27 protein-coding genes and 1 pseudogene are annotated in these 26,278 nt (G+C 63.5%); 18 read left to right on the top strand and 10 right to left on the bottom strand.

Features of this window, described 5'->3' with window-relative positions; translation table 11 throughout:
• Window positions 1-99 precede the first annotated feature (99 nt).
• Window positions 100-483, top strand: a complete 384-nt coding sequence (locus XH80_RS32890; RefSeq protein ID WP_057742034.1) for a DUF1236 domain-containing protein — start codon at window positions 100-102, stop codon at window positions 481-483.
• 76 nt (window positions 484-559) lie between these two features.
• Here the strand turns inward: XH80_RS32890 and XH80_RS32885 are convergent, their stop codons facing one another.
• Window positions 560-1,156: a thiamine pyrophosphate-dependent enzyme gene (locus tag XH80_RS32885; RefSeq protein WP_271602188.1), complete on the bottom strand. Its 597-nt coding sequence runs from the start codon at window positions 1,154-1,156 to the stop codon at window positions 560-562.
• 8 nt (window positions 1,157-1,164) lie between these two features.
• Window positions 1,165-1,722, bottom strand: a complete 558-nt coding sequence (locus XH80_RS32880; protein ID WP_271602187.1) for a thiamine pyrophosphate-binding protein — start codon at window positions 1,720-1,722, stop codon at window positions 1,165-1,167.
• 252 nt (window positions 1,723-1,974) lie between these two features.
• On the opposite strand from XH80_RS32880, the gene XH80_RS32875 reads away from it, so the two are divergent.
• From XH80_RS32875 to XH80_RS32865, 3 genes are all read left to right on the top strand, one after another.
• Window positions 1,975-3,024 (top strand): hydroxyacid dehydrogenase, encoded by a 1,050-nt coding sequence (locus XH80_RS32875; protein ID WP_271602186.1) that lies wholly within the window; start codon window positions 1,975-1,977, stop codon window positions 3,022-3,024.
• 105 nt (window positions 3,025-3,129) lie between these two features.
• A complete protein-coding gene (locus XH80_RS32870) occupies window positions 3,130-3,579 on the top strand; it encodes a flagellar basal body rod protein FlgC (RefSeq protein WP_271602185.1) in 450 nt (149 codons plus the stop codon).
• 118 nt (window positions 3,580-3,697) lie between these two features.
• Window positions 3,698-3,910, top strand: a complete 213-nt coding sequence (locus XH80_RS32865; protein ID WP_271602184.1) for a hypothetical protein — start codon at window positions 3,698-3,700, stop codon at window positions 3,908-3,910.
• A 3-nt stretch (window positions 3,911-3,913) separates the two neighbouring features.
• On the opposite strand, the pseudogene XH80_RS32860 reads toward XH80_RS32865, so the two are convergent.
• Window positions 3,914-4,054 (bottom strand): annotated as a pseudogene (locus XH80_RS32860) (GNAT family N-acetyltransferase); the annotation flags it as partial.
• Window positions 4,055-4,203: 149 nt separating this feature from the next.
• On the bottom strand, window positions 4,204-4,683 hold the full coding sequence (locus tag XH80_RS32855; protein ID WP_057759127.1) for an Lrp/AsnC family transcriptional regulator: 480 nt from the start codon (window positions 4,681-4,683) through the stop codon (window positions 4,204-4,206).
• A gap of 136 nt (window positions 4,684-4,819) precedes the next feature.
• Here XH80_RS32855 and ald point away from each other — a divergent pair, with 136 nt between their 5' ends.
• Window positions 4,820-5,935 (top strand): alanine dehydrogenase, encoded by a 1,116-nt coding sequence (gene ald / locus XH80_RS32850; protein ID WP_271602183.1) that lies wholly within the window; start codon window positions 4,820-4,822, stop codon window positions 5,933-5,935.
• A 10-nt stretch (window positions 5,936-5,945) separates the two neighbouring features.
• Here ald and XH80_RS32845 read toward each other — a convergent pair whose 3' ends face one another.
• A complete protein-coding gene (locus tag XH80_RS32845) occupies window positions 5,946-7,856 on the bottom strand; it encodes a flavin-containing monooxygenase (RefSeq protein ID WP_271602182.1) in 1,911 nt (636 codons plus the stop codon).
• 259 nt (window positions 7,857-8,115) lie between these two features.
• On the opposite strand from XH80_RS32845, the gene XH80_RS32840 reads away from it, so the two are divergent.
• On the top strand, window positions 8,116-8,334 hold the full coding sequence (locus tag XH80_RS32840) for a hypothetical protein (protein ID WP_271602181.1): 219 nt from the start codon (window positions 8,116-8,118) through the stop codon (window positions 8,332-8,334).
• A 129-nt stretch (window positions 8,335-8,463) separates the two neighbouring features.
• Complete coding sequence (locus XH80_RS32835; protein WP_271602180.1) at window positions 8,464-9,522, top strand: YeiH family protein; 1,059 nt, start codon at window positions 8,464-8,466, stop codon at window positions 9,520-9,522.
• A gap of 149 nt (window positions 9,523-9,671) precedes the next feature.
• On the opposite strand, the gene XH80_RS32830 is transcribed toward XH80_RS32835, so the two are convergent.
• The 5 genes from XH80_RS32830 to XH80_RS32810 form a co-directional block, all read right to left on the bottom strand.
• Window positions 9,672-10,559 carry an ABC transporter ATP-binding protein gene (locus tag XH80_RS32830; RefSeq protein ID WP_439405033.1) on the bottom strand — a complete coding sequence of 296 codons (888 nt, stop codon included), beginning with the start codon at window positions 10,557-10,559 and terminating at the stop codon, window positions 9,672-9,674.
• Complete coding sequence (locus tag XH80_RS32825; RefSeq protein WP_271602178.1) at window positions 10,541-11,455, bottom strand: ABC transporter permease; 915 nt, start codon at window positions 11,453-11,455, stop codon at window positions 10,541-10,543. Before XH80_RS32825 ends, XH80_RS32830 begins: the two co-directional genes overlap by 19 nt.
• The gene (locus tag XH80_RS32820; RefSeq protein WP_271602177.1) at window positions 11,452-12,873 is read right to left on the bottom strand and encodes an ABC transporter substrate-binding protein; all 1,422 of its coding nucleotides are present in this window, start codon (window positions 12,871-12,873) and stop codon (window positions 11,452-11,454) included. Before XH80_RS32820 ends, XH80_RS32825 begins: the two co-directional genes overlap by 4 nt.
• 178 nt (window positions 12,874-13,051) lie before the next feature.
• Window positions 13,052-13,825 (bottom strand): Crp/Fnr family transcriptional regulator, encoded by a 774-nt coding sequence (locus XH80_RS32815; RefSeq protein ID WP_271602176.1) that lies wholly within the window; start codon window positions 13,823-13,825, stop codon window positions 13,052-13,054.
• A 206-nt stretch (window positions 13,826-14,031) separates the two neighbouring features.
• On the bottom strand, window positions 14,032-14,328 hold the full coding sequence (locus XH80_RS32810; protein WP_271602347.1) for a DUF971 domain-containing protein: 297 nt from the start codon (window positions 14,326-14,328) through the stop codon (window positions 14,032-14,034).
• 209 nt (window positions 14,329-14,537) lie between these two features.
• Between XH80_RS32810 and XH80_RS32805 the strand changes: the two genes are divergently transcribed.
• The 11 genes from XH80_RS32805 to XH80_RS32755 all read left to right on the top strand — a co-directional run bounded on the left by XH80_RS32805 (window position 14,538) and on the right by XH80_RS32755 (window position 26,276).
• Window positions 14,538-15,311: a ferredoxin--NADP reductase gene (locus XH80_RS32805; RefSeq protein ID WP_271602175.1), complete on the top strand. Its 774-nt coding sequence runs from the start codon at window positions 14,538-14,540 to the stop codon at window positions 15,309-15,311.
• A gap of 104 nt (window positions 15,312-15,415) precedes the next feature.
• Window positions 15,416-17,158, top strand: coding sequence for a fumarate reductase/succinate dehydrogenase flavoprotein subunit (locus tag XH80_RS32800; protein ID WP_271602174.1), 1,743 nt, complete (start codon window positions 15,416-15,418; stop codon window positions 17,156-17,158).
• Between the two features lie 31 nt (window positions 17,159-17,189).
• Complete coding sequence (locus XH80_RS32795; RefSeq protein WP_008141081.1) at window positions 17,190-17,423, top strand: 4Fe-4S dicluster domain-containing protein; 234 nt, start codon at window positions 17,190-17,192, stop codon at window positions 17,421-17,423.
• Window positions 17,424-17,425: 2 nt separating this feature from the next.
• The gene (locus tag XH80_RS32790; protein ID WP_271602173.1) at window positions 17,426-18,403 is read left to right on the top strand and encodes a HEAT repeat domain-containing protein; all 978 of its coding nucleotides are present in this window, start codon (window positions 17,426-17,428) and stop codon (window positions 18,401-18,403) included.
• Between the two features lie 114 nt (window positions 18,404-18,517).
• Window positions 18,518-19,690, top strand: a complete 1,173-nt coding sequence (locus XH80_RS32785) for a fumarylacetoacetate hydrolase family protein (protein ID WP_271602172.1) — start codon at window positions 18,518-18,520, stop codon at window positions 19,688-19,690.
• 307 nt (window positions 19,691-19,997) lie between these two features.
• A complete protein-coding gene (gene ytfQ, locus XH80_RS32780; protein WP_057758962.1) occupies window positions 19,998-20,963 on the top strand; it encodes a galactofuranose ABC transporter, galactofuranose-binding protein YtfQ in 966 nt (321 codons plus the stop codon).
• Between the two features lie 118 nt (window positions 20,964-21,081).
• Window positions 21,082-22,623, top strand: a complete 1,542-nt coding sequence (locus XH80_RS32775) for a sugar ABC transporter ATP-binding protein (RefSeq protein WP_271602171.1) — start codon at window positions 21,082-21,084, stop codon at window positions 22,621-22,623.
• Window positions 22,620-23,612: an ABC transporter permease gene (locus tag XH80_RS32770; RefSeq protein WP_220006863.1), complete on the top strand. Its 993-nt coding sequence runs from the start codon at window positions 22,620-22,622 to the stop codon at window positions 23,610-23,612. The genes XH80_RS32775 and XH80_RS32770 overlap by 4 nt, the downstream gene beginning before the upstream one ends.
• Entirely contained in the window at window positions 23,609-24,589 is a 981-nt protein-coding gene (gene yjfF / locus XH80_RS32765; protein ID WP_271602170.1) for a galactofuranose ABC transporter, permease protein YjfF, read from the top strand. Before XH80_RS32770 ends, yjfF begins: the two co-directional genes overlap by 4 nt.
• Window positions 24,586-25,353, top strand: coding sequence for a FadR/GntR family transcriptional regulator (locus XH80_RS32760; RefSeq protein WP_271602169.1), 768 nt, complete (start codon window positions 24,586-24,588; stop codon window positions 25,351-25,353). The genes yjfF and XH80_RS32760 overlap by 4 nt, the downstream gene beginning before the upstream one ends.
• Window positions 25,350-26,276, top strand: coding sequence for a Gfo/Idh/MocA family protein (locus XH80_RS32755; RefSeq protein ID WP_271602168.1), 927 nt, complete (start codon window positions 25,350-25,352; stop codon window positions 26,274-26,276). Before XH80_RS32760 ends, XH80_RS32755 begins: the two co-directional genes overlap by 4 nt.
• The last annotated feature ends 2 nt before the right edge of the window (window positions 26,277-26,278 follow it).

Genomic DNA, 26,278 nt, shown 5'->3' with positions numbered 1-26,278 from the left:
ACTCTCAAGGTTTAATGCAACTTTCGTCACAGGGGAACCGGAACAATGGTGCGCCCCCGCGGGTTGAAAGCGCATACAACAACACTGGAGAGTGTAGATATGAAGACCCGTCTTGTGATTTCGTTGGCTGCCGCGTCGCTGCTGGCGTCGAGTGCAGCCTTTGCTCAGTCGACGACCGAAGAAGGCGCCAGGAACGGCGCACGCACGGGCGGTGAAGTCGGCGGCCCGATCGGCGCGATGGTTGGGGGCACCGTGGGTGCGGCGGTCGGCGCCGGTCTCGAGATTCCGAACGCGATCCTCGGCGGCATCCCGCGCGATGATTCAGTCGTGATTCACGAGCGCGTCGAGGTCGGCGAGCCGCTGCCCCCGACCGTGGTGCTGCGCCCCGTGCCGAACTACACCCAGTATCGCTACGCAGTGGTGAATGATCGCCGCGTGATCGTCGAGCCGCGCACGCGCCGGGTGATCAAGATCATCGACTGATCCGGTTGAACGTCAGGAATTGAAATGGCCCCCGCGGAGTGACGCTCCGCGGGGCCTTGTCGTCGACCATTGAATGTCAGAGCGGCTCGCGCACGCCGAGGCCGTGCATGAAGCGCTCGCGGATCTGCACGGGATCGCGGCGGGTGGTGCCGACGCCGGGTTTGTCGTCGATGCGGAGCGCGATCAGGCTGGGCTCGTCAGCCGACATCGCCTGATCGACCAGCCGCTCGAAATCCTCTTCGTCCGCGGCCCATGCGCTGTTGGTGAGGCCCGAGCCCTGTGCGATTGCAACGAGATCGGCGACGCCAGCGGCGGGCGTCGGCTGCGCACCGGTGATCTGGTAGATACCGTTGTCCATCACGATCATAGTCAGGTTCTTCGGCTTCAAGGCCGCGATCGTCGAGAGCGCGCCAAGTTGCATCAGCAGTGAGCCGTCGCCTTCCAGCGCGAAGACGCGTCGATCGGGCTGCGCCAGCGCCACGCCGAGTGCGATCGGGAAGGCGAGCCCCATGCTGCCCAGCATGTAAAAGTTCTGCGGGCGGTGGCCAGCGGCCCAGAGGTCGAAATTGGTATTGCCGATGCCGCCGATCACCGCTTCCTCATGCTTGAGTTTTGCGATCAGGCGCGACGTCACATCGAAGCGATTCATGATCTTGGTATTGCCAGTGTTCATGACGGCGCTCATTTGTCGAAGATCTTGCCGCCCGTGAGCAGCGGGTTGAGGATCAGCGCCACCGGCGCCTGTGTGGTGACGGCCTGCTTGATCGAGCGGTCGACGATGAATTCCAGCTCGTCGAGCCGGGTGATGGTGTGGTGCTCAATCGCCAGCGAATCCAGCACCGGGCGCATGGTGCGGCAGACCAGCGACTGGCCGTAGTTGAATTCGCCAAGCGTGCCGCGCTCGGAGACGAACATGATCAGCGGGATCTGGTAGGGCACCGCGAGCGAGGCGAGGGTGTTTGCCAGCGTTGCAAAGCCCGAGGTCTGCATCAGCACCGCGCCGCGCCGTCCGCCCATCCAGGCGCCCGAGACGATGCCGACGGCCTCTTCCTCGCGGGCGGTGGCAAAGGTCGTAAAGAAAGCATCGGCGTGCAGATTCTTGATCAGCGGCGTCAACACCCGGTCGGGCACGTAGGGAATGAGACTGATTTCATTCCGCTTCAGGGTTTGCAGGACGATGCCATGCCAGCTCTTGTCGCCGGATGCCTGCGTCGAATTATGCTGCTCCGCAATCGCCATTGCGTTCTCCCTCGCGCCGCACATGCTTCTTCTTTGGCCGTCTTCTTTTGCCGTCCTGGCGTTTGCCGAACTTGACGGAGCGGACGGGATTGTCAACATGTCCGGGCCGGCACCGTGATCTGCGCCAGACGGGCTCCCGTGGCCGGCACCGCCGTGCCATAAGCGGGATAATGAGAAACGGGAGGAACGCTAGGAACGGACGCGCATTGCGCTGACCTTGCGAGCCTCCGCGACAGAGCCGGAAGGGTCCTGATGTCGGTCAACAGCAAGCGCGTCTTCTACGTCAAATACCTGGCCAACCCTGTTTACATCGACATCCTGAAGACGCGGTCCGACGTACGGCTCGACCGCATCGAGAACGAGAGCCCAGAGGATTTTTACGCGCCGATCCTGAGCGCGGCGCATGTCTACCAGATCGGTGCCGCGCGAGACGAGTTGGCGCCGCACTTCCATGTCGACGCCGCCTTCCTGAAGCGCACACCAAACCTGCTCCTGGTCTCCAGCAACGGCGCGGGCTTCGATCCCGTCGATGTCGAGGCCTGCACGGATGCAGGCGTGCTGGTCGTCAACCAGTCCGGCGGCAACGCGCATTCGGTGGCCGAGCACGCGCTGGCGATGATGTTGACCTTGTCCAAGCGTATCATCCAGTCCGATCGCCGGCTGCGCCGCGAGGCCAATGTCAATCGCAACGAGCTCGTCGGCAACGAGGTCGAGCACAAGACCGTCGGCATCATCGGTCTCGGCAATGTCGGCCGCCGCATCGCCGCGCTCTGCAAGGGCCTGCTCGGCATGACGGTGCTGGCTTACGATCCCTTTCTCACCAAAGAGGCAATGGCCGAGCGGGGTGGCGAGAAGGTCGAGCTTGACGAACTGCTGCGCCGAGCCGATTTCGTTTCGATCTCCTGCCCGCTCAACAAGGGCAGCCGCAACATGATCAGCGTGCGCGAATTCGGCCTGATGCAGCCGCACGCCTATTTCATCACCACCGCACGTGGCTTCATCCACGACGAGGATGCGCTGCTCCAGGCGCTGCGCGACAAGCGCATCGCCGGTGCCGGTCTCGACGTCTGGTCCAAGGAACCGCCGCCGCCGGAGCATCCGCTGCTGCAGTTCGACAACGTGCTGGCAAGCCCGCATACGGCGGGTGTGACGATCGAAGCGCGCCGGAACATGGGCCGCATCGCAGCCGAGCAGGTGCTGGAGACGCTCGACGGCAAGCGGCCGCCGCGCATCATCAATCCCGAGGTCTGGCCCGTCTATGCCGAGCGCTTCAGGCAGGCCTTTGGCGTGACGCCGGGGTAGGGGCGAAGCGCTCTCTGCGCTGGTTACGCGGATGAAAACAGAACGCAACGGATTTTACTGATTGCGTCAGTGAACGCGTATGACTTGTCCTGTAGATCAGCGCCCATGAGCATCTCTTCGATTGCGACGTCAGGACTTTCTGCGGCGAGTTTGCGAGCGAACGTGGCCGCCAGCAACATCGCCAATGTTCGAACGACGGGTCCGCTGCCCGCGTCAAGCGGATCGCCCGCACCGGCCGGTGCGGGCAGTTCGGGCATTGCTCCCACGTTTCCGGCGGCCTATGTGCCGCTACGCGTCGATCAGGTCGACCAATCGAACGGCTCGACGCCGGGCGGTACGGTTGCGACCGTGTCGACGGTGTCGCCGAGCTATATCGCGCAGTCCGACCCGAGCGCTCCCTTCGCAAACCAGGATGGCCTGGTCGCTGCGCCTAATGTCGATCTCGCTGACCAATTCGTTCAGCTGGCGACCGCAAAATACAGCTTCATGGCCAATGCCAAGGTCATTCAGGCCTATTCCGAGACGGAAAAGTCCCTGCTCGACATCACCGCCTGATTGCTGACGGACTGTATCGGTGGCGGGAACCGCCGCCTTGCCTTGATCCGCGTCAAAATCTCCCTCCCCCAACCGGCCTAAATGGGATTAGAGTGCCGGCGGCGCAGCAGGAGGTCCCATGTCAACTTATGTCGTCAGGTTCATGAAGGACGTGCTCGGTGAGTACGGCCGGCAGAGCGAAGTTTGTCAGGGTACGCTCGAGATCGACGCTACCGACGAGATCGAGGCCACGGAGCGAGCGAAGGCAAAATTCTGCAAGGACCAGGCGTTGCATCACTGGTCGCTACATGCCGATCGCATCCAGGTCAGACCGTCCGATTTTCCGTCGTGAGGGCTAGCGGCCCGGCGCTGTGACCGGCGGGGGAGCCGTCGTCCCCGCACCGAGCGAACGTTGCACCATGACGGTGTCGGAGCAGCGGCCGTGGCGATAGGCGACGCCGCAGAGCAGGCCAGCGCGCGCGAAACCGACGCCTTCGAGGTCGCCGGCGTCGAACACAGGTGCGGCGAACAGGAAGTTGAAACGCTTGAAATAGTCCATGGCATGTCCCGAATCTGCGGAGCCGACAGGTCTCTGCACATTCGATGACTGTCCTATGACAGTTGGCGGCAATCGAGCACCGTGATCTACCGCTTCGTCTCGCCGAACACCACGGTCGGCACTGCGCGGTTGACGACCTCCCGCAACGCAAAACTCGATTGCACCCGCGCCACGCGCGGCAATCGCGACAGCTCGGTGCGGTGGATGCGCTCGAAATCCTGGATGTCACGTGCGAGCACGATCAGGATGTAATCGTCGGTGCCTGACATCAGGAAGCAGCGCACGACGGAAGGACACTTCACCACCTCCGCCTCGAAGGCCTTCAGGGCCTCGTCGCTCTGGCTCTCAAGCGCAATGCGCACCAGCACCGTCGTGGTGAGGCCGAATTGGGCGAGGTCGAGCGCGGCCTGGTAGGCCTGGATGTAACCGTCATCCTCCAGCGCCTTCTGCCGCCGCGCCAGCGCTGTGCTTGACAGGCCGACCTTGTTGGCGAGCTCGGTATGGCTGGCGCGCGCATTGGTCGTGAGTTCCGCGAGAATCGCGAGGTCTTTGCGGTCGAGGGCCAAGGTTTCGTTTCCGGCGTGAAAGGGCGTTTCCGCGACCGAAACCGGCGCGGGAAGGTCAAAGCTAGCGGATATTTGCACGAAACCAAACCGCCTGCGCCGCTACGATCTCAGCAGGAATCAAATGGAGACCAGCAGGATGCGTGTCGGTGTACCCAAGGAAATCAAGGTCCAGGAATATCGCGTCGGGCTCACCCCGGGCGCCGTCCGCGAATATGTCGCAGCCGGCCACCAGGTGACGGTCGAGACCGGCGCTGGCAACGGCATCGGCGCGTCCGATGAGGTGTACCAGCGGGCAGGGGCCTCCATTGCGGCGAGTGCAAGCGACATCTTCGCCAAGTCCGAGATGATCGTGAAGGTGAAGGAGCCGCAGAAGGGCGAATGGGCCCAGCTCCGCGAAGGCCAGATCCTGTTCACTTATCTCCACCTTGCGCCGGATCCGGAGCAAGCCAAGGGCCTGCTCGCTTCCGGCTGCACAGCGATCGCCTATGAAACCGTCACCGACGCGGCCGGCCACCTCCCCCTGCTCGCGCCGATGAGCGAAGTCGCCGGCCGCCTCGCCATCGAGGCCGCCGGCGCCGCGCTCAAGCGGACGGCCGGCGGTCGTGGGCTGCTGCTCGGCGGCGTGCCGGGCGTGCAGCCGGCGCGCGTCGTCGTGCTTGGCGGCGGCGTGGTGGGATTGCAGGCCGCGCGGATGGCCGCAGGCCTCGGCGCCGAAGTCACCGTGATCGACCGCTCGATTCCGCGCTTGCGCGAGCTTGATGATCTCTTCACCGGACGTGTGCGCACGCGCTTCTCGACGATCGAGTCCGTCGAAGAAGAAGTATTCAGCGCCGACGTCGTGATCGGCGCGGTGCTGGTGCCGGGCGCGAGCGCTCCGAAACTCGTCACGCGCGCGATGCTGAAATCGATGCGCCCAGGCGCGGTGCTGGTCGACGTCGCGATCGACCAGGGCGGCTGCTTCGAGACCTCGCATGCGACGACGCATGCGGAGCCGACCTATGAGGTCGATGGCGTCGTGCATTATTGCGTGGCCAACATGCCGGGCGCGGTGCCGGTCACCTCAAGCCAGGCGCTCAACAATGCGACACTGCCGTTCGGCCTGATGCTGGCGAACAAGGGCTTTGCCGCGATGCTGGAGAACCCGCATTTGCGCAACGGACTGAACGTGCATCGCGGCCGTGTCACCAACAAGGCGGTGGCGGACAGCCTGGGGCTGGAATTCGCACCGGTGGAAAGCGGGCTCGCGGCGTAGAGCCGCGAACCTACGCTTTCGTCAGCCTGTACTGTCGCATGTCCGGATCGTGTGTCATGCGCCAATAGTCCACGAAGCGCCATGGCATCGCCGAGAAAACGCGGCCGCTTGCGTTGCGATAGTAAGTGCTCATGCCCGGATGGGTCCAGATCATCGCCTCGTGCTCTGCATCGACCTTGCTGACGTAGTCGTCGAGCACATCCTGGCGGACATCAATCGCGGCGATGTCGTGCTCGATCATGTCGACGAGGCAAGCCGAGATGTAGCGGCTCTGACATTCCGACTGGAAGATGACGCTGCCGCCATGCGCCGGACCGGAATTGGGCCCGAGCATGCAGAAGAAGTTGGGGAAATCGGGCACGGTCAGGCCGAGGAACGCCGTCGGATTGTCGTTGGCCCAGGCCTGCCGCAAAGCCTTGCCGTCGCGGCCGCTGATGTTGAGGCGCGCGGCCATCTCGGTCACCTTGAAGCCGGTGGCAACCACGATGATGTCGGCGGGGCGGTGCGTGCCGTCGGCGGTGACGATGCCACTTTCGTCAAAATGGTCGATCGTATCGGTGATGAGCTCGACATTATCCCGCGTCAATGTCTTGAACCAGTTGTTGTCGAGCAGGATGCGCTTGCCATAGGGTGGATAGGTCGGCACACATTTTGCGATCAGGTCGGGCCGGTCCTTCAGCTCTGACAGGATGAAGTCGGTCAGCTCCTGGCGGTGTCGATCGTTGCCCTTGTTGACGGCGCGCTCCGGATGCGGCCAGGCCGGGTCCTTGCGCAGGAACGGCAGCAGGCCATCGCCGTAGCGCCAGAACATGTTGAAGCGATACCATTGCACATAGAATGGCAGGTGCGCGAGCAGCCAGCGCGCGCCCTCGGTGATCGGATCGGCATAGCCCTTCACCGGTCGCGCCCATTGCGCGCTGCGCTGATAGACCGTGACCGAGGCGACGCGGCCGGCAATCGACGGCACCAGTTGCATCGACGTCGCGCCTGTGCCGATCACGGCGACATGCTTGCCGTCGAGCTTGATGTCGTCCGACCACAACGCCGAGTGCAGGATCGTGCCCTCGAAGCTCTCTTCCCCCTTGAAGCGCGCGCGGGAGGGATCGTTGAGCTGGCCGATGGCCGCGACGAGCGCGGTGGATTCGAAGGTTTCTTCGCCATTGCACGTCTTCAGCGTCGAGATCCAGCGCCGCTTGCCTTCATCCCAGCGCGACGAGGTCAGCCCCGTGTTGACGCGCAGATGCTTGCGGATGCCGTATTCATCGGCGACTTTCAGGAGATAACCGAGCAGCTCCTCGCGCTGGCAGAAATAGCGTGTCCAGGCATTGCGTGGGCCGAACGAGTAGGAATAGGAGTGGTTCGGCGTGTCGACGCCGCAGCCGGGATAGCGGTTGATCCACCAGGTGCCGCCGAGCTCGGCGTTCTTCTCGACGATGGTGTAGGGGATGCCGAGATGGCGGAGCGCCACGGCGAGCGCGATGGCGCAGACCCCGGCGCCGACGATCAGCACGTGCTGCGCGGTGAGCTTCTCGTTCGATGGCCGCCTGGTCCATTGCGCTTCGCGCGACACAAAGCCCATCTCCTCGCGCATCAGCGGCGCATATTCCGGTGCGACATTCTCGCCGAGGCAGGCGCGCATCATCTTGAGCAGCAGCTCTTCGCCGGGATCGGTGATGACGGGTGTTGGCGTATCGTCGGCAAAGAGCTCGACCACGGCGGCACGGATCTCGTCCTGGATCTGTCGGGGGACGCCGGCCTCGGGATCGGGGATGAGACGGATGTCGCGCTTGGGAAGATAAGGAGGCTCGAGCCAGCGCTCGTCGCCGGTCATGTGCACCAACACCATGAGGAGGCAGCGGATGTCCCCTTCCGCAATGGCCGAGGCGAGGTCGAGGGGCTTGCGGGGAGATTCGATGTTCATCTTCTTCTTCTGATCTCCGGCGATCCCGTGACGGACCTGTGGGCGACGGCAGGCTAGTCGACCCGGATGGAATCGTCCATGCGGCCGGCTTCCGGGTCCAGGCTCCAGGTGCCAAATGGGGCGAAAGAAGAAAACTATTGCCGTGGGATGTTCCTGCGGAAGGAGTTTCCCCTCAAGGGACCAAAAACGCCAATCGCTTCCATTGCCGTTTTGGGCCGAAACGACGACATTCCATCCAGAAATTGATGGATTGACGGCCATGGAACGCACTGGATTTGAGCCCTTCGGCGAGCAGCTGGTGTCCGCGACGGACAGCCAATCGCAATCGCGTGCCTCAAAGCTGCTGCTTCGGGCCGGCACCACCGTATTCTGGACGCTGGTCGCAGGCATCGTGCTCGCACGTGCGGCGTTCTTCGAGCCGGGCGTCTATGACAGGTTCAGCCACGTGGCTTCGCTCGCCAAGGACCTGCTCTTCTGAGACGAACCGCTGTTTTGAGCCGGGTTATTCCACGCCGAGGATCAAACTTCCCTCGGCCCTGATATGTCGAAAACTTATTCCCCAACGCGGGCGCCGTGCGTATAAATCTTTCTCCTCTGGGAGAGATTTGTGTCGCAGAATCAAGCATCCAGCCAGGCCGACGCCAAGCCGACCACGGCCTTTAGCCGTATCGTCGCGCTGATTCCCGGCATTCTCCTTTGCATCCTTGTCGCAGGTGTTTCGGCCCTGCTGGAGCGGGCGGAGCTCGGCGTGTTCGAGCACCCTTATATCGAGGCGCTGGTGATGGCGATCCTGCTGGGGATGGCCCTGCGCAGCTTCTGGAAGCCGGCGCCGCGCTGGCAGGCCGGAATCGCCTTCAGTGCCAAGCAGCTGCTTGAAGTCGCGGTCATGCTGCTCGGCGCCTCCATCAGCTTTGCCGCCATCGCGGCCTCCGGCATCGCGCTGCTCGCCTCGATCGCTGCAGTCGTGGTGATCGCGCTCTGCGTCTCCTTCGGCCTGAGCCGCATGCTCGGGCTATCGACGCGGCTGTCGATCCTGATTGCCTGCGGCAATTCGATCTGCGGCAATTCGGCGATCGCGGCGGTCGCGCCGATCATCGGCGCCAGCAGCGACGAGATCGCGTCCTCCATTTCCTTTACCGCCATCCTCGGCGTGATGATGGTGCTCGGCCTGCCGCTGTTGATCCCGCTGCTCCAGCTCACCGCCACGCAGTACGGCATTCTCGCTGGGCTAACCGTCTATGCCGTGCCGCAAGTACTCGCGGCGACGGTGCCGGCCGGTCTGATCTCCACGCAGATCGGCACGCTGGTGAAGCTGATGCGCGTGCTGATGCTGGGCCCCGTGGTCGTCGGCCTCTCGCTGGTCGCCTCGCGCTGGCAGGCCGGCGCCAAGAAGACCAATGTCGGCTTCTTCCGCCTGGTCCCGTGGTTCATCCTCGGCTTCCTTGCGCTCGCGACCTTGCGCTCGCTGGAGATCGTGCCGGGCACAGTGGTCGCGCCGGTGACGAAGATCACGACGTTCCTTACTGTGGTTTCGATGGCGGCCCTCGGCCTCGGCGTTGATGTGCGCGTGCTCGCCAATGTCGGGGGCAGGGTCACAGCGGCTGTGACACTGTCGCTGATGCTGCTGCTGGGGATCAGCATCGCGCTGGTGCACTGGTTCAAGTGATCAAGGCAAGACTGCCGTAGGCCGCCGTAGGGTGGGCAAAGGCGCGTAAGCGCCGTGCCCACCACCTGTCTCCGTAGGCGAATTTCGGTGGGCACGCTCCGCTTTGCCCACCCTACGAGACTGTCATCGCCGCATGCAGAATCGCTACATCAAATCACGTCCGCCAGCGAATGCCCGTGCAGTTCGATGTTGAGCCCCTGCATGCCCATGTCGTTGATCTCGCCGCCCATCGCCTTCAGGCTCTCCTCGCGGATCAGCGACATCAGACCGCGGCGCAGTGCCAAAAATTCCGACGACATCATCATCGATTGCTGCCGCGGCCGCTCCAATGGAATCGGTATCTCCGCCTTGATCGAGCCGGGGCGCGCGGTCATGCAGTAGACGCGGTCGGACAGGAAGATCGCCTCGTCGATGTCGTGGGTCACGAACAGCACCGAGATTTTCAGGCGCTGCCACATGTTGGTGAGGATTTGTTGCATGATGACGCGCGTCTGCGCGTCGAGCGCGCCGAACGGCTCGTCGAGCAGCAGCACCTTCGGTCCCGTGGCGAGCGCACGGACGATGCCGACGCGCTGCTTCATGCCGCCGGACAGTTTCTCCGGGTAATGCTTTTCGAAGGCTTCCAGGCCGGCGAGTCCGAGCAATGTGCGCGCGGCCCGTTCGCGCTGCGAGCGCGGCATGCCGCGCATCTTGAGGCCGAACTCGACATTCTCCCGCACCGTCTTCCAGGGAAACAGCGAATATTGCTGGAACACCATGCCGCGTTCGGCGCTGGGGCCGTTCACACGCTCGCCGTCGACGGTGACGATGCCGGTGGTGGGTTTGAGGAAGCCGGCGACCGCGTTGAGCAACGTCGACTTTCCGCAGCCGGAAGGCCCGACGATCGAGACGAATTCGCCCGGCTTCACATGGATCTGCGTATCGGTGACGGCCTGAACCGGCCCCTCGATGCTGTCATAGCTGAGGGAGAAGTTCTTGACGTCGATATGGCCCTTCGGTTCGCTCGCAAGCATCTCGCTCATCTCGTCGATCTCCATGGCATCACCAGATGTCCCGCACCCCTGATCAGCAGGCTCGATCCGAGGCCAAGCACGCCGATCGCGATCATGCCGAGCGCGATGTCGGCATATTGCACCAGCGAATAGGCCTCCCAGGTGAAATAGCCGATGCCGTACTGGCCCGAGATCATCTCGGCCGCGATCAGCGACACCCATGCGACGCCCATGCCGACGGTAAGGCCGGTGAAGATGTGCGGCAGCGAGGCCGGAAAATACACCTCGCGGAAGATCGACCGTTCGCGCGCGCCGAGACATTGTGCGGCGCGCACCAGCACGGGGTCGACCAGCGACATGCCGTGCAGCGTGTTGACCAGGATCGGGAAGAACGAGCCGAGGAAAGTGATGAAGACGATGCTCTGCTCGTTGGTCGGCCACAGCATGATCGCCATCGGCACCCAGGCGATCGCCGGGATCGGGCGCAGCACCTCGGCCACGGGAAAGATGATCTCATGCACCAGCTTGAAGCGGCCCATGATCAGGCCGAGCGGCACGCCGACAACAGCGGCCAGCGAGAAGCCGATGAAGATGCGCCGGCAGCTCAGCAAGATGTGCATCAGGAATTTGGGATCGTGGATGGCCTTGACGAAGCTCGCATAGACCGCGAGCGGGGAGGGTACGTTGGTGAAACGCACGAAGAACACGACGCGATAGGTCGTGAGCAGGTGCCAGACCAGCAGGAAGGCGATCAGCGAGATGATGCCGATCGCGGTGGCGCGAAGCCGACCCTGGTTCAGCCGGTACCAGCGCAGCGCGAGCGTGCCGAAGGATGGCGGTGGCGCGGGTGGGATGGCGGCTGGCGCGAGGCCCGCCTGTGCAAGTGCTGCTGTTGCCGGCATACTGTCCTCGGGATGTCTGACGAGGGCGGGACTGCTCACGTCTTGTCTCCGCTGACGGCTGCCTTCACCGCGTCGTCGAAGCCGAGCACCTTGCCGCTGATCTTGGCGGCATAGGCCTCGGCGTCCTTCTTGAGCAGGAACGGGGCGACGTCACCATTGCCGACCGCAAAGAAGGCCTGGTCGGCGAATAGCTTGATGCCGCGCGTGGTGTCGAAGACGTAAGCGACGTTGATCTTCTTGCCCTTGGCCTTGAAGTCGGCATAAGCTCCGAGCGTGCAGGCGGCGGACGAGAACGGCATGATGCCGGCCTCATCGACCCAGACCTCGCCGGCCTTGCGTGGATCGGTGATCGGCTTCTTGCAGAAGGCGTCTTCGCCCCTGACCTCATAGTTCTTTGTGCTGCCCAGCTGCGCGTCATAGTCGAGCTTCATCGCGGCGTAGGCCTTGCGGATGTAGCTGTCGTCGACCCATTTCTTTGGATCGAACTCCTTCATGCGGCCGAGGTTTTGCAGCACCTTGACGTCGGCGCTGGCTGCTTCGATCAGCGCCGGCTTGATCGTCGGATCGGTGGTCATGTTGCCGCTCGGTCCCAGGAAGATGTAGACGACTTCCTTGTTGATGCCGGTCCATTCCTGGATCTTCTCGGAAGCAAGCTTGGGATCGTCGCGCAGCCACTGGTTGGCGGCGATCAGCGCCTTGAAATAGGCAACGACGACTTCAGGATATTTCTCGGCGAAGTCCGTGCGCACGACGATGCCGTGAAAGGTCGGCAAGTTCGTCTCGACGCCGTCGAAGATTTTTCGCGCGAAGCCGCGGAAGGGAAGCAGCTCAGCGAAGGGAACGAAGTCGGCATGGGCGTCGATCTTCTTCTCCTGGAGATTGGTCGAGCCGACCTCCGGGCTCTGGCTGACGAGCTGGAAGAAATCGGATGAATAGCCGCGGTCTTGCATCGCCTTCAGCACCATGCCGTGCGCAGCGGAGCCGAACGGCACGCTGACCAGCTTGCCCTTGAGATCGGCGAGATCGTAGTAGGGCGAGTCCTTGTGGACGACGATGCCGTTGCCGGAGCCGGACAGGCTGTATGCGGCGATGCCGATCAGCCGGCTCTTGCTTTCAGGGTTGCTCTCGAAGGTGAAGCCGTTCACGATCAGCGGATAGTCGCCCATCATGCCGATCTGCAGTTTGTTCGCCATCATCGCGTTGGTGACGGGCGGACCGGACGTGAAATTTTGCCACTCCAGCTCGAACTTGATGTTGGCGTATTTACCTGACGTGGGCAGATATTTTTCGAGAAGATGCAGCTGCCGGATGACGACGCCCGCGGTCACCGTGTTGGTCGTGGTGTCCTGCGTTCCGATGCCGAGCGTGACGGTTTCCGCCGAGGCCGGCTGGGCGAGGATTAGCGCCAGCGACGTCACCGACATCGCGATCGAGAGCGTGGGAAGATGGCGGACCATTCTCATCCTCATTCGGTTTGGATGTGCTGCGGTTGCCATGATTGGGGGAGGGCGCGGGCAGGGCAAATCCGGAATGACCGCGGTAGTCGATTAGTTGCCGGGAAAAGCTGATTGCATAGTCCTTGGGCAATCCTGCACTATAAAGCCGCTTGCCTGTGCACCTTCCTGGTCGGCTTTTTCAGTCGGAGGCTTGGCCGCGCATCTCCTCCAGCACGTCGGTTCGGCAGACCACGATCTGCGAGCGCTTGGTGATGACGATTCCCTTCTCCTGCATCCGCTTCAGGCTGATCGTGACCCATTGCCTGGTGGCGCCGACCATGTGGGCGATGTCGGCATGGGTGAAGGCGGCCGCGATCACGCGGCCCTCGGCATCCTCGACGCCGTAGAGCTCGACGAGGTGCAGGAGCAGATGTGCGAGGCGCTGCGTGATCGAGCGAGTTCCCAGCATCTGCGCCAGCGCCGAATAGCATTTGCCCTTGAAAGTCAGGCCTTCAATAAGACCGATCGCGAGGTTCGGGATCTCCGCGGCAAGGGACCGCAGTTCCCTTCCGGGCAGGTGCACGACGCTGCAATTGCTCGACGCGACGCCGGACCATTGATGCACCGTGCCCTCGAACACTTCGGGCCCGCCGACGAAGTTGCCGACATGCCAATAGGCGAGTGTGATCTCGCGCCCCTGCGGCGAGGTATAGAACACACGGATGCGGCCGCTTTCGATCAGCCAGATGCCGTCATGCTTACCGCCCTGGCTGAACAGCGTCTGGCCGCGGTTAAGCACCTTTCGCCGGCCCTGCTTCAGCACCAGTTCCCGCTCTCGTGGGCTGAGCTTGTCCATCAGCGCCGGCGGCCCGCCGATCCATTGCTGGTTCTCGGTCAGCAGCAGCGAGGAACTAGCTGCAGGTCGGACTGGCGGGGGAACCGCCCCGCGCACTGCACTTGCCGCCTGCAACATTGTCTGCCTCCGGAACGTTCAAATCGTTCTACAGATGAGCAATGTCCGTGCCAGATGGGGAGCTTGGTGCACGCCATTCACTCCGCTGTCATTCCCCGCGAAGGCGGGCGATCCAGTATCCCAGAGGCGTCGATGGGAAACGGAGGAGCCGCAGCGTACTGGATTCCCCGCCTTCGCGGGGAACGACAGCGAGGTTTGTGAAGACCCTACCGCCCCGCCAGACTCAGCAGATAAGGCTTCGGGTAAATCCCCCTGTTGTGTCCGTCGGAAAACGAGATGTTCAGCCCATAGCCGAGGTCGCCGATCTCGGTGATGGCGATTCCCGGAAACCGTTCAGGGAAACGTTCGTCGAAGCGGGCACGGGTGCAGTGAGCGCATTTGCAGGAAAGGCGGAGTTTCTCGGCGGGAACGCTGAGGTCATCACCCTCGGTGGTGCGGACGAGGAGCGTCGCGAGATCGGCGCTTGCTTCGTAGTCGGCCACGGTTGGCGCCATCAGGGTCATGGTCAAGACGAACCTCCTCATACTGTCTACGTCGCCGCCGGCGCGCGCGGATAGCAACTAATTGCCAGCGAGAGCATGCGATCGGACGGTTTGCCGCCTGCTCTGCAATCACCGCTCGCGAAATGTGAAACTAATCGACCGGGAATTCCACTTCCGAATTGCCGGACTCCGCTCTCTCCGAGAACCTGCGCGCAATCAAAGGAGAGACCATGAGCGCATTTCAGAAGGAAACGGTTTTGTCGGTCCGGCACTGGACCGAATCCCTGTTCAGCTTCACCGCGACGCGCGATCCCGGCTTCCGCTTCCAGAACGGCCAGTTCGCGATGATCGGGCTGGAAGTCGAGGGCAAGCCGTTGATGCGCGCCTACAGCATGGCCAGCGCCAATCACGAGGAAGCGCTCGAATTCTTCTCGATCAAGGTGCAGGACGGCCCGCTGACCTCGCGCCTCCAAAAGATCCGGGAAGGCGACATCATCCTGGTCGGCCGCAAGGCGACGGGTACGCTGATCACCGGCAATCTCATCCCGGGAAAACGCCTGCTGCTGCTCTCGACCGGCACAGGCCTTGCGCCCTTCGCCAGCCTGATCAAGGACCCCGACGTCTACGAGAACTACGAGACCATCGTGCTTGCCCATGGCTGCCGCCAGGTCTCCGAGCTCGCTTATGGCGAGCACGTCGTCGATGGCCTGCGCAATCACGAATTCTTCGGCCCCCTGATCCGCGACAAGCTGGTCTATTATCCGACCGTCACCCGCGAGCCGTTCCGCAATCGCGGCCGTATCACCGACCTTATCGCCTCCAACCAGCTGTTCGAGGATATCGGCCAATCCGACCTCGATATCGAGACCGACCGCATCATGCTGTGCGGGAGTCCGGCGATGCTCGAGGAACTGCACGCGATGTTCTCCGCGCGCGGCTTTGTCGAGGGCAATCACAGCCAGCCCGGTCATTTCGTCATCGAAAAGGCCTTCGTCGAGCGCTGAGGCGCAAATCGCGTCCCGGCGACAACTAATTGCTATCGCCGGACGACCACCTGAACAAATCTGATGCAAAGGCGCCGGAGATGCCGGCGGACCAGGAGCAAGCGATGGCACTAGATCAGATCGTCGACGGACTTTCGGAGGTTTCCTGCGATGTGCTCGTGATCGGCGGCGGCACCGCAGGCCCGATGGCGGCGCTGAAGGCGAAGCTGAAGAACCCGAAGGCCAACGTCGTCCTGCTCGAGAAGGCCAACGTCAAGCGCTCAGGCGCGATCTCGATGGGTATGGACGGACTGAACAACGCCGTCATCCCCGGCTACGCGACGCCGGAGCAGTACACCAAGGAAATTACCATCGCCAATGACGGCATTGTCGACCAGAAGGCGGTCTATAAATATGCCCAGAATTGCTACAAGATCATCGAGGAGCTCGACAGTTTCGGCATCCGCTTCCTGAAGAACGAGAACGGTGACTACGCCGTCAAGAAGGTGCACCACATCGGCACCTATGTGCTGCCGATGCCGAACGGCGAGACCGTGAAGAAGGCGCTGTACCGTCAGCTCCGCCGCGCGCGTATCCTGATCTCCAACCGCTACATGGCGACGCGGCTGCTGAAATCGTCCGACGGCCGCATTGCCGGCGCGATCTCCGTCAACACCCGCACCGCCGAGATCCTGGTGATCAAGGCCAAGGCCGTGATCCTCTGCATGGGCGCCGCCGGCCGGCTTGGCCTGCCGACCTCCGGCTACATGTTCGGCACCTACGAGAACGCCGCCAATTCCGGTGACGGCTATTCCATGGCTTATCACGCTGGTGCCGCGCTCGCGAACCTCGAATGCTACCAGATCAATCCGCTGATCAAGGACTATAACGGCCCGGCCTGCGCCTATGTCGCCGGTCCGTTCGGCGCCTTCACGGCGAACAACGAAGGCTCGCGCTTCATCGAATGCGATTACTGGTCCGGCCAGATGATGCTGGAGTTCTACAACGAACTCCTGTCCGGCAAGGGGCCGGTTTTCCTCCAGCTCAAGCATCTCCATCCCGACACCATCTCGGAGATCGAATCCACGCTGCACAAGGTCGAGCGGCCCACGCGCGGTCTGTTCCAGCAGGGGCGCGGCGTCGACTACCGCAACGAGTCGATCGAGATGCACATCTCGGAGATCGGCTTCTGCTCCGGCCACAGCGCCTCCGGCGTGTTCGTCGACGACAACGCGCGCACGACCGTGCCGGGCCTGTACGCCGCCGGCGACATGGCGAGCGTGCCGCACAATTACATGCTCGGCGCCTTCACCAATGGCTCGGTCGCCGGCATCGACGCGATGGAATTCGCCGACAATCACGACTTTGCCGAGTTCGATGCGGCCGATATCGCCAAGGAGCGCGATCGCGTGCTCGCACCGACCAAACGCGAGGACGGCATTCCGCCGAACCAGGTCGAATACAAGACCCGCCGCCTGGTGAATGATTACCTCCAGCCGCCGAAGGTCACGCGCAAATACGAGCTCGGCATGCGCCGCCTCGCCGAGACGCGGCAGGACATGCAGGAGCACATGATCGCACGCAATGCGCATGAGCTGCTCCGCGCGCTGGAAGTGCAGTCGATCATGGATTGCGCCGACATGGCCGTGCATGCCTCGCTCTATCGCGAGGAGAGCCGCTGGGGCCTCTACCACTGGCGCACCGATTTCCCGGAGAAGGACAATGAGAACTGGTTCTGCCACACGCTGCTGAGCAAGCAGAACGGCAAGATGACCAGCGAGAAGCGCGCCGTCGAGCCTTACGTCGTCCCGATCGCCGACGACGAGAAGGATCTCTACGACAAGCAGCGCATCCGCGCCACTGCCTGATCCACCGCAACAGAGCAACAGGAGACATCACATGCCTCTCGCGTCCTATCAGACATCGGTTCCGGTGGTCGTCGACGACGCCAAATGCATCGCCGACAAGGGCTGCACCGTCTGTGTCGACGTCTGCCCGCTCGACGTGCTGCGCATCAGCGACATGACCGGCAAGGCCTACATGGCCTATGATGAGTGCTGGTACTGCATGCCCTGCGAGGCCGATTGCCCGACCGGCGCCGTTACTGTCAACATTCCCTACCTGTTGAGGTGATCATGTCGAGCCCGTTCGAATCTTACGACGATCTCGAAGATGCCGACGAGCGGCTCCAGGCCGCCGATCCTGCCGAGCGCCGCGTCGCGATCATCGCGCTCGGCCATTCCGGCGATCCCGCGGCCGTCGCGCACCTCGCCAATATGGTGGCCGATCCCGACGCCGGCGTGCGCCAACAGGTGGCGATGGCACTCGGCGAGTTCGATGGGCCGGAGGCGGCAAGTGCGCTGGTGAAGCTGCTGGTCGATCCGGAAAGGATCGTCGCGGCGGCCGCGGCCGACAGCATGGCGGAATTCAAGGATCCCGCCTGCGCCGATGTCATCCTGCCGCTCGTCAAGCATGCCCACGCCTTCGTTCGTATGGGCGCGCTGCGCGCGCTGAAGGAATTGCGCTGCAAGGACACGCTCAAGCCAGCACTCGAAGCGCTGCAGGACACCGATGCTGCCGTCCGCGTGCAGGCGATCGGCGTGATCGGATTCCTCAAGTTGGAAGAATCGATCCCCGCGTTGACGGCACTGATCAACGACCCCGATGCGCATGTTCGGCGTGCCGCCGTCAGCGCGCTGGCGTTCTCGCAGATGAAGCCGGCAGCGGAGACGATCACCCGCGCACTGAAGGATTCGGATTGGATGGTGCGCGAGATGGCGGCCGAGACTTTGGGTCTCAACGCCAATGGTTCGCTCGCAGCCGACCAGCTCGTCAGCGCGCTCGGTGACGAATTCTGGCAGGTGCGGTTGAAGGCAATCCGCAGCCTCGGCAGGATGAAGATCGAGCGTGCGGTGCGTCCGATCGGCAATTGCGTCAATCACGACCAGGCGAATTTGCGCAAAGAGGCGGCCGCCGCACTTGGCGAAATCGCCCACGCGGACGGCGAAGCGTTCCTGGCCGTTATCGCCGACGATTCCGATCCCGATGTCCGCAAGAATGCGCGCTGGGCGCTGCAGCAGGTCGCGGCGCGGAAGGCGCGGGCAGGGGCATAGCGGCGAGGCATCCTGCCACTCTGGACTTCCCCCGCCAGACGTTTATTTGTCTTCGCCAATGGGATCGGCCGCTTGCGAAATGGGCTGGTCCGAAAAACAGCGAGGACGCCGGCCATGACGAATTTGACGGTTCAAGACCTTCTCCCCGAGGACGGAACGAAGGGAACGCTGGTCGGCCGCATCTGGCTGCCGCAGGCGAACGGTCCGGCCGTGGTCGCGGTGCGCGCTGACGGCGTCTTCGACGTCACCGCGAAATTTCCGACCGTCAGCGCCCTCTGCGAGGAGGACAATCCGGCCAAGGCGCTTGCCGCGATCAAGGGCGAACGCATCGGCGATCTCGAAGCCATCGTCGCCAACACGGCACCTGATGGGCGCGATCCGAAAAAGCCCTGGCTGCTCGCGCCGGTCGATCTCCAGACCCTGAAGGCCGCGGGTGTCACTTTCGCGATCTCGATGCTGGAACGCGTGATCGAGGAGCGCGCCAAGGGCAACCCGGCCTCGGCCGAAGCCATTCGCAAGGAAGTCACGCGGCTGATCGGCGACGATCTGTCCAAGCTCAAGCCGGGTTCTGACCAGGCGATGCATTTGAAGCAGGTGCTGATCGATCAGAACGCCTGGAGCCAATATCTCGAGGTCGGCATCGGCCCCGATGCCGAGGTCTTCACCAAGGCGCCGACGCTTTCCTCGGTCGGCACCGGCATGGATGCCGGGCTGCATCCGAAATCGACCTGGAACAATCCCGAGCCGGAGCTCGTGCTGTTCGTCTCCAGCCGCGGCAAGATCGTCGGCGGTGCGCTCGGCAACGACGTCAATTTGCGCGACTTTGAGGGCCGCTCGGCGCTTCTGCTGTCGAAGGCCAAGGACAACAACGCCTCTTGCGCGATCGGCCCGCTGCTGAGGCTGTTCGACGAGACCTTCACGCTCGATGACGCGCGCAAGCTCGACATCAGCCTGAACGTAACGGGGACTGACGGCTTTGTTCTCGAGGGGCATTCCTCGATCAGCAAGATCAGCCGCGATCCGACCGATCTCGTCGCGCAGACCATCGGCAAGGTGCATCAATATCCCGACGGTTTCGTGCTGTTCCTCGGCACGATGTTCGCACCGGTCAAGGATCGCGATGCGCCGGGGCAGGGGTTCACCCACAAGCGCGACGACATCGTCACTATTGCCGCCCCGCAACTCGGCAAGCTCGTCAACCGCATGCGGACCAGCGACGAGTGCGAGCCGTGGACGTTCGGCATCGGCGCACTGATGAAGAACCTTGCGCAGCGCAAGCTGATCTAGCTTTTTCGCTTGCCTGCTGCTGATCGCAGAACACACGCGAATTGCCATGAGATCGTCATGCCCGGACGAGCCCGGCCATGACGGTGCTGTCTCGTCGAAACAAGTTGATCTTTAAGTTGTATACTGTATAATATTAACTCTTTGCGTGTAGATTTCGCTCTCCAGATTATTCGACCAAATAGTCAAATAATATGACTATACGGACGCCGGCTTCCGTGGAATAGTCCCTTCCGCCGCCCTGAAGGCCGGCCTGAGGGTGTCATGATACCGTGGGCGCCCCGGATAACACTTGGGAGACACACGCCTCATGACCCTCAAAGCCCTTTTTGCGGCCAGCGCCACCGCCGCGTTGTTGCTTGCACTGCCGGCCAATGCCGCAGAGCTCACCGTCGGCTTCTCGCAGATCGGATCGGAGTCCGGCTGGCGCGCAGCCGAGACCTCGGTCTCCAAGCAGGAGGCCGCCAAGCGCAAGGTCAATCTCAAGATCGCCGACGCGCAGCAGAAGCAGGAAAACCAGATCAAGGCGATCCGCTCCTTCATCGCGCAGAACGTCGATGCGATCTTCCTCGCCCCCGTCGTTTCGACTGGCTGGGATGCGGTGCTGAAGGAAGCCAAGGAAGCCAAGATTCCGGTCGTGCTGCTTGACCGCGACATCGATCCCTCGGGCAAGGACCTCTATCTCACCGCCGTCACCTCGGACAGCGTCCACGAAGGCGAGGTCGCCGGCGACTGGCTGGCCAAGACCGTCGGCGACAAGGCCTGCAACATCGTCGAATTGCAGGGCACGGTCGGCGCCAGCGTTGCCGCCAACCGCAAGAAGGGCTTTGACACCGCGATCGCCAAGCACGCCAATCTGAAGATCGTGCGCAGCCAGACCGGTGACTTCACCCGCGCCAAGGGCAAGGAAGTCATGGAGAGCTTCATCAAGGCCGAGGGCGGCGGCAAGAACATCTGCGCAGTCTACGCCCACAACGACGACATGATGGTCGGCGCGATCCAGGCCATGAAGGAAGCCGGTCTCAAGCCGGGCAAGGACATCCTCACGGTGTCGATTGACGCAGTGCCTGATATCTTCAAGGCGATGGTCGCCGGGGAGGCCAATGCCACAGTCGAGCTGACGCCGAACATGGCCGGCCCCGCCTTCGACGCCGTCGCGGCCTTCAAGGAGAAGGGCACGGTTCCACCGAAGTGGATCCAGACCGAATCAAGGCTGCTCACGGCCACTGACAATCCGCAGAAGGAATACGACAGCAAGAAGGGCCTTGGTTACTGAGGCAGGCGTCTTGCCGGACCACGCTCCGTGGTCCGGCAAAGCCCCTTCGCAACCGTCGCGCGAACGAATAGGCTGGGTATCCGCAGCATAAGCGGGCACCGGTGGGAGTGACGTCGTTATGGAGAACAGCCTTGGTCCTGCTCCGCCGCTCCTGGAGGTGCGCGGGATCAGCAAGAGCTTTGGTGCGGTGCGCGCTTTGCAGGAGGTCGACTTCACGCTTCGCGCCGGCGAGATCCATGCGCTGCTCGGCGAGAACGGCGCCGGCAAATCCACGCTGATCAAGGTCGTCACCGGCGTGTTCCCGCGCGATGCCGGTGTTGTCCGGCTGGGCGGCGAGGAGGTCGCGCCGCGTTCGGCCAAGGCTGCGCTCGAGGCCGGCATTGCCACCGTCTACCAGGAAGTCAATCTGCTGCCGAACCTGTCGGTCGCACAGAACCTTTTTCTCGACCGCCAGCCGATGCGATTCGGCATCGTGCGCGAAGGCGAGATGCGCCGCCGCGCCAAGGCGCTGCTGACCGAGTTCGGCCTCGACATCGATGTCGCAGCGCCGCTCGGCAATTATTCGGTCGCCATCCAGCATGTCACCGCGATCGCGCGCGCCGTCGATCTTTCCGCACGCGTGCTGATTCTGGACGAGCCGACTGCGAGCCTCGACCGTCACGAGGTCGAGATCCTCTTCGGCATCATGCGTCAGCTTGCCAGGCGCGGCATCGGCATTGTTTTCGTCAGCCATTTCCTCGATCAGGTCTACGAGATCTCCGATCGGATCACGGTGCTGCGCAACGGCCGACTGGTCGGCGAGCGCGAGACGGCCTCGCTGCCCCGGCTCGAGCTGATCCGGATGATGCTCGGGCGCGAGCTCGCCGAGACCACCAGCGCGCGGGCGGCGGCAGGCGACCGTCCGCCGCGCGAGGTCTGTGCGAGTTTCGAGAATTACGGCAAGGCCGGCTATGTCGCGCCGTTCAATCTCGAGCTGCGCCATGGCGAGGTCGTCGGCCTTGCCGGACTGCTCGGCTCGGGCCGTACCGAGACGGCGCGGCTGGTGTTCGGCGCCGAGCGCCCCGATGGCGGGCAGGCGAGGGTGGAGGGTGCCCCCGTGCGACTGCAGTCGCCGCGCGACGGCGTCCGCCAGGGCTTTGGCTATTGCCCGGAGGAGCGCAAGACCGACGGCATCGTCGCCGAGCTCACCGTGCGCGAGAACATCGTGCTCGCGCTGCAGGCCAAGCGCGGCCTGCATCGGCCGCTGTCACGCCGCGAGCAGGACGAGATTGCCCGCGGCTACGTCAAGATGCTCGACATCCGTCCGCCCGATCCCGAGCGCCCGGTGGGCCTGCTCTCCGGCGGCAATCAGCAAAAGGCGCTGCTGGCGCGCTGGCTCGCGACGTCGCCGCGGCTCCTCGTGCTGGATGAACCTACGCGAGGCATCGATGTCGGCGCGCACGCCGAGATCATCCGCCTGATCCGCGAGCTCTGCGACGACGGGCTGGCGCTCCTGGTGATCTCCTCCGAGCTCGACGAGATCGTGACCTATTCCGATCGCGTAGTCGTGCTGCGCGATCGCGCCCATGTCGAGGAGCTCGCGGGCGAGGCCATCGACGTCACCAATATCCTCGCGGCCATCGCCGCCGATGGCGCAGCGATGCAAGAGGCCCGGGCATGACGATGCTGCTGCCGCGCCGCGGCCTTGCCCAGATCCTGGCGCTGATCGTCATCCTCGCGGTCGACCGCGTGGTATCGCCGCAATTTTTCGACCTGCGTCTTCAGGACGGCCGCCTGTTCGGCAGCCTGATCGACGTGCTCAATCGCGGCACGCCGGTGGCGTTGCTCTCGCTCGGCATGGTGCTTGTGATCGCAACGCGCGGCATCGATCTCTCGGTCGGTGCGGTGATGGCCATCTGCGGCGCGATCGCCGCAAGCCTCGCCGATAGTCACGGCCTGCCGGTGGTGCTGGCGGCCGCGCTCGGCGCCGGCCTCGTCTGCGGATTGTGGAACGGTTTTCTTGTCGCCGTGCTCGGCATGCAGCCGATCGTGGCGACGCTGATCCTGATGGTGGCAGGGCGCGGCATTGCCCAGCTCATCACCGAGGGGCGCATTGTGACCTTCAGCTCGCCGGACCTGGTCTGGCTCGGCAACGGTGCCATTCTCGGCGTTCCGGTCCCGATCGCGATTGCGCTCGGCATGCTGATCCTCACGGGCGCGGTGGTCCGCGGCTCGGCACTCGGACTCCTGATCGAGGCGACGGGCGGCAATGCACGCGCGAGCGAGCTTGCCGGCGTCGGTACCCGCGCGATGATCTTGGCGGTCTATGTCTGGTGCGGCGTCTGCGCCTCGCTCGCGGGCGTGATCGCCGCGGCCGACATCATGGGGGCAGATGCAAACAATGCTGGCCTCTGGCTCGAGCTCGACGCGATTCTCGCGGTCGTGATCGGCGGCACCTCGCTGTTCGGCGGCCGCTTCAGCCTCGTTCTGGCCGTGTTGGGTGCGCTGATCATCCAGACCATGAACACCGGCATTCTGCTATCGGGCTATCCGCCGGAGTTCAATTTGCTGGTCAAGGCCGTGGTGGTGCTCGCGGTGCTGCTGCTGCAATCGCCAAATCTGTCCGGCTTTGCCGGCATCATGGCGCGGCTGCGGAGGGCGAAACCATGAAAGGCCTCCCGCCCGTCCTGATCACGGCCATTGTGCTCGTCGTGGGCTTTGCGCTCTGCGCGATGCAGTTCCCCAACATTGCCTCGACCCGCGTGGTCGGCAATCTGCTCACCGACAATGCCTTCCTCGGCATCGTCGCGACCGGCATGACCTTCGTCATTATCTCCGGAGGGATCGATCTCTCGGTCGGCTCGGTGATCGGCTTCACCACTGTGTTCGTTGCGCTGGCGATCGAACGTTGGGGCGTGCCGCCGCTGGTTGCCTTCGTCGCCATCCTCGTGCTCTCGGCGGCCTTTGGTGCGGCGATGGGAGCGGTCATCCACGTTTTCGACCTGCCGCCCTTCATCGTGACGTTGGCCGGCATGTTCCTGGCGCGCGGCGCCAGCTTCCTGCTCTCGACGGAATCGGTGCCGATCACGGCGCCTGTTTATTCGACCGTGTCCGACTTTGCGTTGCGGATGCCCGGGGGCGGGCGGCTCAGCGCGATCGCGATCATCATGCTCGTGATCTTGATCGGCGGCATCCTGTTGCTGCGTCTCACCCGGTTCGGTGCCAATGTCTATGCACTCGGGGGTGGCCGGGCGACCGCGAGCCTGATGGGCGTTGCAGTCGGCAAGATGACGATAAAGATCTACATGCTGTCGAGCCTGCTGGCAGGGACTGCCGGGATCGTGTTCTCCTTCTACACCAGCGCCGGCTATTCGCTTTCAGCTGTCGGTGTCGAGCTCGACAGCATCGCTGCCGTGGTGATCGGCGGCACACTGCTCACGGGCGGGCAGGGCTCGGTGATCGGCACCTTCCTCGGCGTGCTGATCCAGGGCATGATCCAGACCTACATCAATTTCGACGGCACGCTGTCGAGCTGGTGGACCAAGATCGCGACCGGCATCTTGCTGTTCGCCTTCATCGCACTTCAGCAGGGCCTGGTCGCGCTGGCGCGCCGGCCAGTGGCAACGCGCGCGGGAGCAGCCTCATGACTTCGCGCATCGTCGTCATCCCGACACGACGGGCCCATTCCAACCACGCGGAAGTGTCCCGCTCGATCGGCGTTGACATCATCGCTGGCCGGTACGCGGAAGGCGTGCGGCTTCCGGGCGATGCCGAGCTGACGGCGATGTTCGGCGTGTCGCGTCCGGTGTTGCGCGAGAGCGTGAAAACGCTGGTCGCCAAGGGCCTGCTCACCACCAAGGCGCGGGTTGGCACCGTTGTACGCGGGCGCGCCGCCTGGAATATGTTCGACGCCGATGTGCTGGCCTGGCATCTCGACGCCGGCATCGACAGGCGCTTTCTCAACGATCTCGCGGAGATACGTCTTGCGGTCGAGCCGCGCGCGGCGGCACTAGCGGCCAGGCGCCGTTCGGAAGAAGACATCGCCGAGCTTCGGCGCAGCATGGACCGCATGCGGCAGGAGACGTCCGAGTCCGTCGACTTTGCCGAAGCCGACCTCGCCTTGCACCTTGCGGTGGCCCGAGCGTCCGGCAATCCGTTCATGCGCTCCATCGGTCATGTGATCGAGGCTGCCTTGCGCACGGCATTCATGCTCAGTGCACCTGCGGGATCGGAAGACCGCGAGATTACCTTACTCTGGCACCAGAAGATCGTCGATTCGATCGCAGAAGGTGACGCCGACGCGGCGGCCGAGGCCATGGCCTTCGTCATTCACAACGGCATGCGCCGGCATAAGGACACGGCGGCCGAGACGGCACCGGCCGCGCCTGCAGAACCTGGAGAACATCCGTGACAGCTCTTCGTATCGCCATCGTCGGCTTCGGCAAGATCGCGCGCGACCAGCATGTCGGCGCGATCGCCGCGACGCCTGGCGCGGTACTTGCCGCCGTCGCGAGCCGCAACGCGTCGCTGCCCGGCCTGCCCCATTTTGCGACCATCGAGGAACTGCTGGAGAAGGGTCCAGAGATCGATGCGGTGTCGCTCTGCACACCGCCGCAGGTGCGCCGCGCCCAGGCTGCCGCAGCGCTCGCCGCCGGCAAGCATGTCATGCTGGAGAAGCCGCCAGGCATCGGCGTTGCAGAGCTCGATCCGTTGATCTCAATGGCGGTCGACGCAAAGCGCACGTTGTTTGCGACCTGGCATTCGCGCCACGCCCCGGCGGTCGAGCCGGCCCGCGAATGGCTGGCAACGCGTCGGATCAAGTCGGTTCACATCATCTGGAAGGAAGATGTCCGCGTCTGGCATCCCGGCCAGACCTGGATCTGGGAGCCGGGCGGGCTCGGCGTGTTCGATCCCGGCATCAATGCGCTCTCGATCCTGACCCGCATATTGCCAAAGCCGGTGTTCGTCACCGCGGCCGAACTTGCCTTTCCGGCCAATTGCCAGTCGCCGATTGCCGCCAACCTGACGCTGACCGACATCGGCGGCCTGCCTGTTACAGCCGAGTTCGACTTTCGTCAGACCGGGCCGCAGAGCTGGGATATCGTGGCGGAAACCGATCAGGGCCGGATGACATTGTCTCGTGGTGGCAGGATCATGGAGGTCGACGGCAAGGTTGTTGCCGACGCGCCTGACGAGGAATATCGAGAACTCTACCGTCACTTCGTCAAGCTCGCGGCATCAGGCGTGAGCGATGTCGACCTGGCACCACTTCGCCTCGTCGCCGACTCTTTCCTGCTCGGCAAGCGTACTATCGTCGAACCGTTTGTGGACTAGAC

The sequence above is a fragment of the Bradyrhizobium sp. CCBAU 45384 genome (assembly GCF_028128665.1).
GTDB lineage: Bacteria > Pseudomonadota > Alphaproteobacteria > Rhizobiales > Xanthobacteraceae > Bradyrhizobium > Bradyrhizobium manausense.
This window is presented reverse-complemented; position numbering and strand designations above follow the sequence as displayed.

What these genes read in the sequence shown, in the direction of transcription:
- yjfF (WP_271602170.1), top strand. Translation starts at nt 23,609, where the DNA reads ATGAAAGGCCTCCCGCCCGTCCTGATCACGGCCATTGTGCTCGTCGTG.
- XH80_RS32790 (WP_271602173.1), top strand. Translation starts at nt 17,426, where the DNA reads ATGTCGAGCCCGTTCGAATCTTACGACGATCTCGAAGATGCCGACGAG.
- ald (WP_271602183.1), top strand. Translation starts at nt 4,820, where the DNA reads ATGCGTGTCGGTGTACCCAAGGAAATCAAGGTCCAGGAATATCGCGTC.
- XH80_RS32815 (WP_271602176.1), bottom strand. Translation starts at nt 13,825, where the DNA reads ATGTTGCAGGCGGCAAGTGCAGTGCGCGGGGCGGTTCCCCCGCCAGTC.
- XH80_RS32810 (WP_271602347.1), bottom strand. Translation starts at nt 14,328, where the DNA reads ATGACCCTGATGGCGCCAACCGTGGCCGACTACGAAGCAAGCGCCGAT.
- XH80_RS32760 (WP_271602169.1), top strand. Translation starts at nt 24,586, where the DNA reads ATGACTTCGCGCATCGTCGTCATCCCGACACGACGGGCCCATTCCAAC.
- XH80_RS32875 (WP_271602186.1), top strand. Translation starts at nt 1,975, where the DNA reads ATGTCGGTCAACAGCAAGCGCGTCTTCTACGTCAAATACCTGGCCAAC.
- XH80_RS32770 (WP_220006863.1), top strand. Translation starts at nt 22,620, where the DNA reads ATGACGATGCTGCTGCCGCGCCGCGGCCTTGCCCAGATCCTGGCGCTG.
- XH80_RS32885 (WP_271602188.1), bottom strand. Translation starts at nt 1,156, where the DNA reads ATGAACACTGGCAATACCAAGATCATGAATCGCTTCGATGTGACGTCG.
- XH80_RS32830 (WP_439405033.1), bottom strand. Translation starts at nt 10,559, where the DNA reads ATGGAGATCGACGAGATGAGCGAGATGCTTGCGAGCGAACCGAAGGGC.
- XH80_RS32845 (WP_271602182.1), bottom strand. Translation starts at nt 7,856, where the DNA reads ATGAACATCGAATCTCCCCGCAAGCCCCTCGACCTCGCCTCGGCCATT.
- XH80_RS32870 (WP_271602185.1), top strand. Translation starts at nt 3,130, where the DNA reads ATGAGCATCTCTTCGATTGCGACGTCAGGACTTTCTGCGGCGAGTTTG.
- XH80_RS32775 (WP_271602171.1), top strand. Translation starts at nt 21,082, where the DNA reads ATGGAGAACAGCCTTGGTCCTGCTCCGCCGCTCCTGGAGGTGCGCGGG.
- ytfQ (WP_057758962.1), top strand. Translation starts at nt 19,998, where the DNA reads ATGACCCTCAAAGCCCTTTTTGCGGCCAGCGCCACCGCCGCGTTGTTG.
- XH80_RS32840 (WP_271602181.1), top strand. Translation starts at nt 8,116, where the DNA reads ATGGAACGCACTGGATTTGAGCCCTTCGGCGAGCAGCTGGTGTCCGCG.
- XH80_RS32795 (WP_008141081.1), top strand. Translation starts at nt 17,190, where the DNA reads ATGCCTCTCGCGTCCTATCAGACATCGGTTCCGGTGGTCGTCGACGAC.
- XH80_RS32880 (WP_271602187.1), bottom strand. Translation starts at nt 1,722, where the DNA reads ATGGCGATTGCGGAGCAGCATAATTCGACGCAGGCATCCGGCGACAAG.
- XH80_RS32800 (WP_271602174.1), top strand. Translation starts at nt 15,416, where the DNA reads ATGGCACTAGATCAGATCGTCGACGGACTTTCGGAGGTTTCCTGCGAT.
- XH80_RS32785 (WP_271602172.1), top strand. Translation starts at nt 18,518, where the DNA reads ATGACGAATTTGACGGTTCAAGACCTTCTCCCCGAGGACGGAACGAAG.
- XH80_RS32805 (WP_271602175.1), top strand. Translation starts at nt 14,538, where the DNA reads ATGAGCGCATTTCAGAAGGAAACGGTTTTGTCGGTCCGGCACTGGACC.
- XH80_RS32820 (WP_271602177.1), bottom strand. Translation starts at nt 12,873, where the DNA reads ATGGTCCGCCATCTTCCCACGCTCTCGATCGCGATGTCGGTGACGTCG.
- XH80_RS32865 (WP_271602184.1), top strand. Translation starts at nt 3,698, where the DNA reads ATGTCAACTTATGTCGTCAGGTTCATGAAGGACGTGCTCGGTGAGTAC.
- XH80_RS32890 (WP_057742034.1), top strand. Translation starts at nt 100, where the DNA reads ATGAAGACCCGTCTTGTGATTTCGTTGGCTGCCGCGTCGCTGCTGGCG.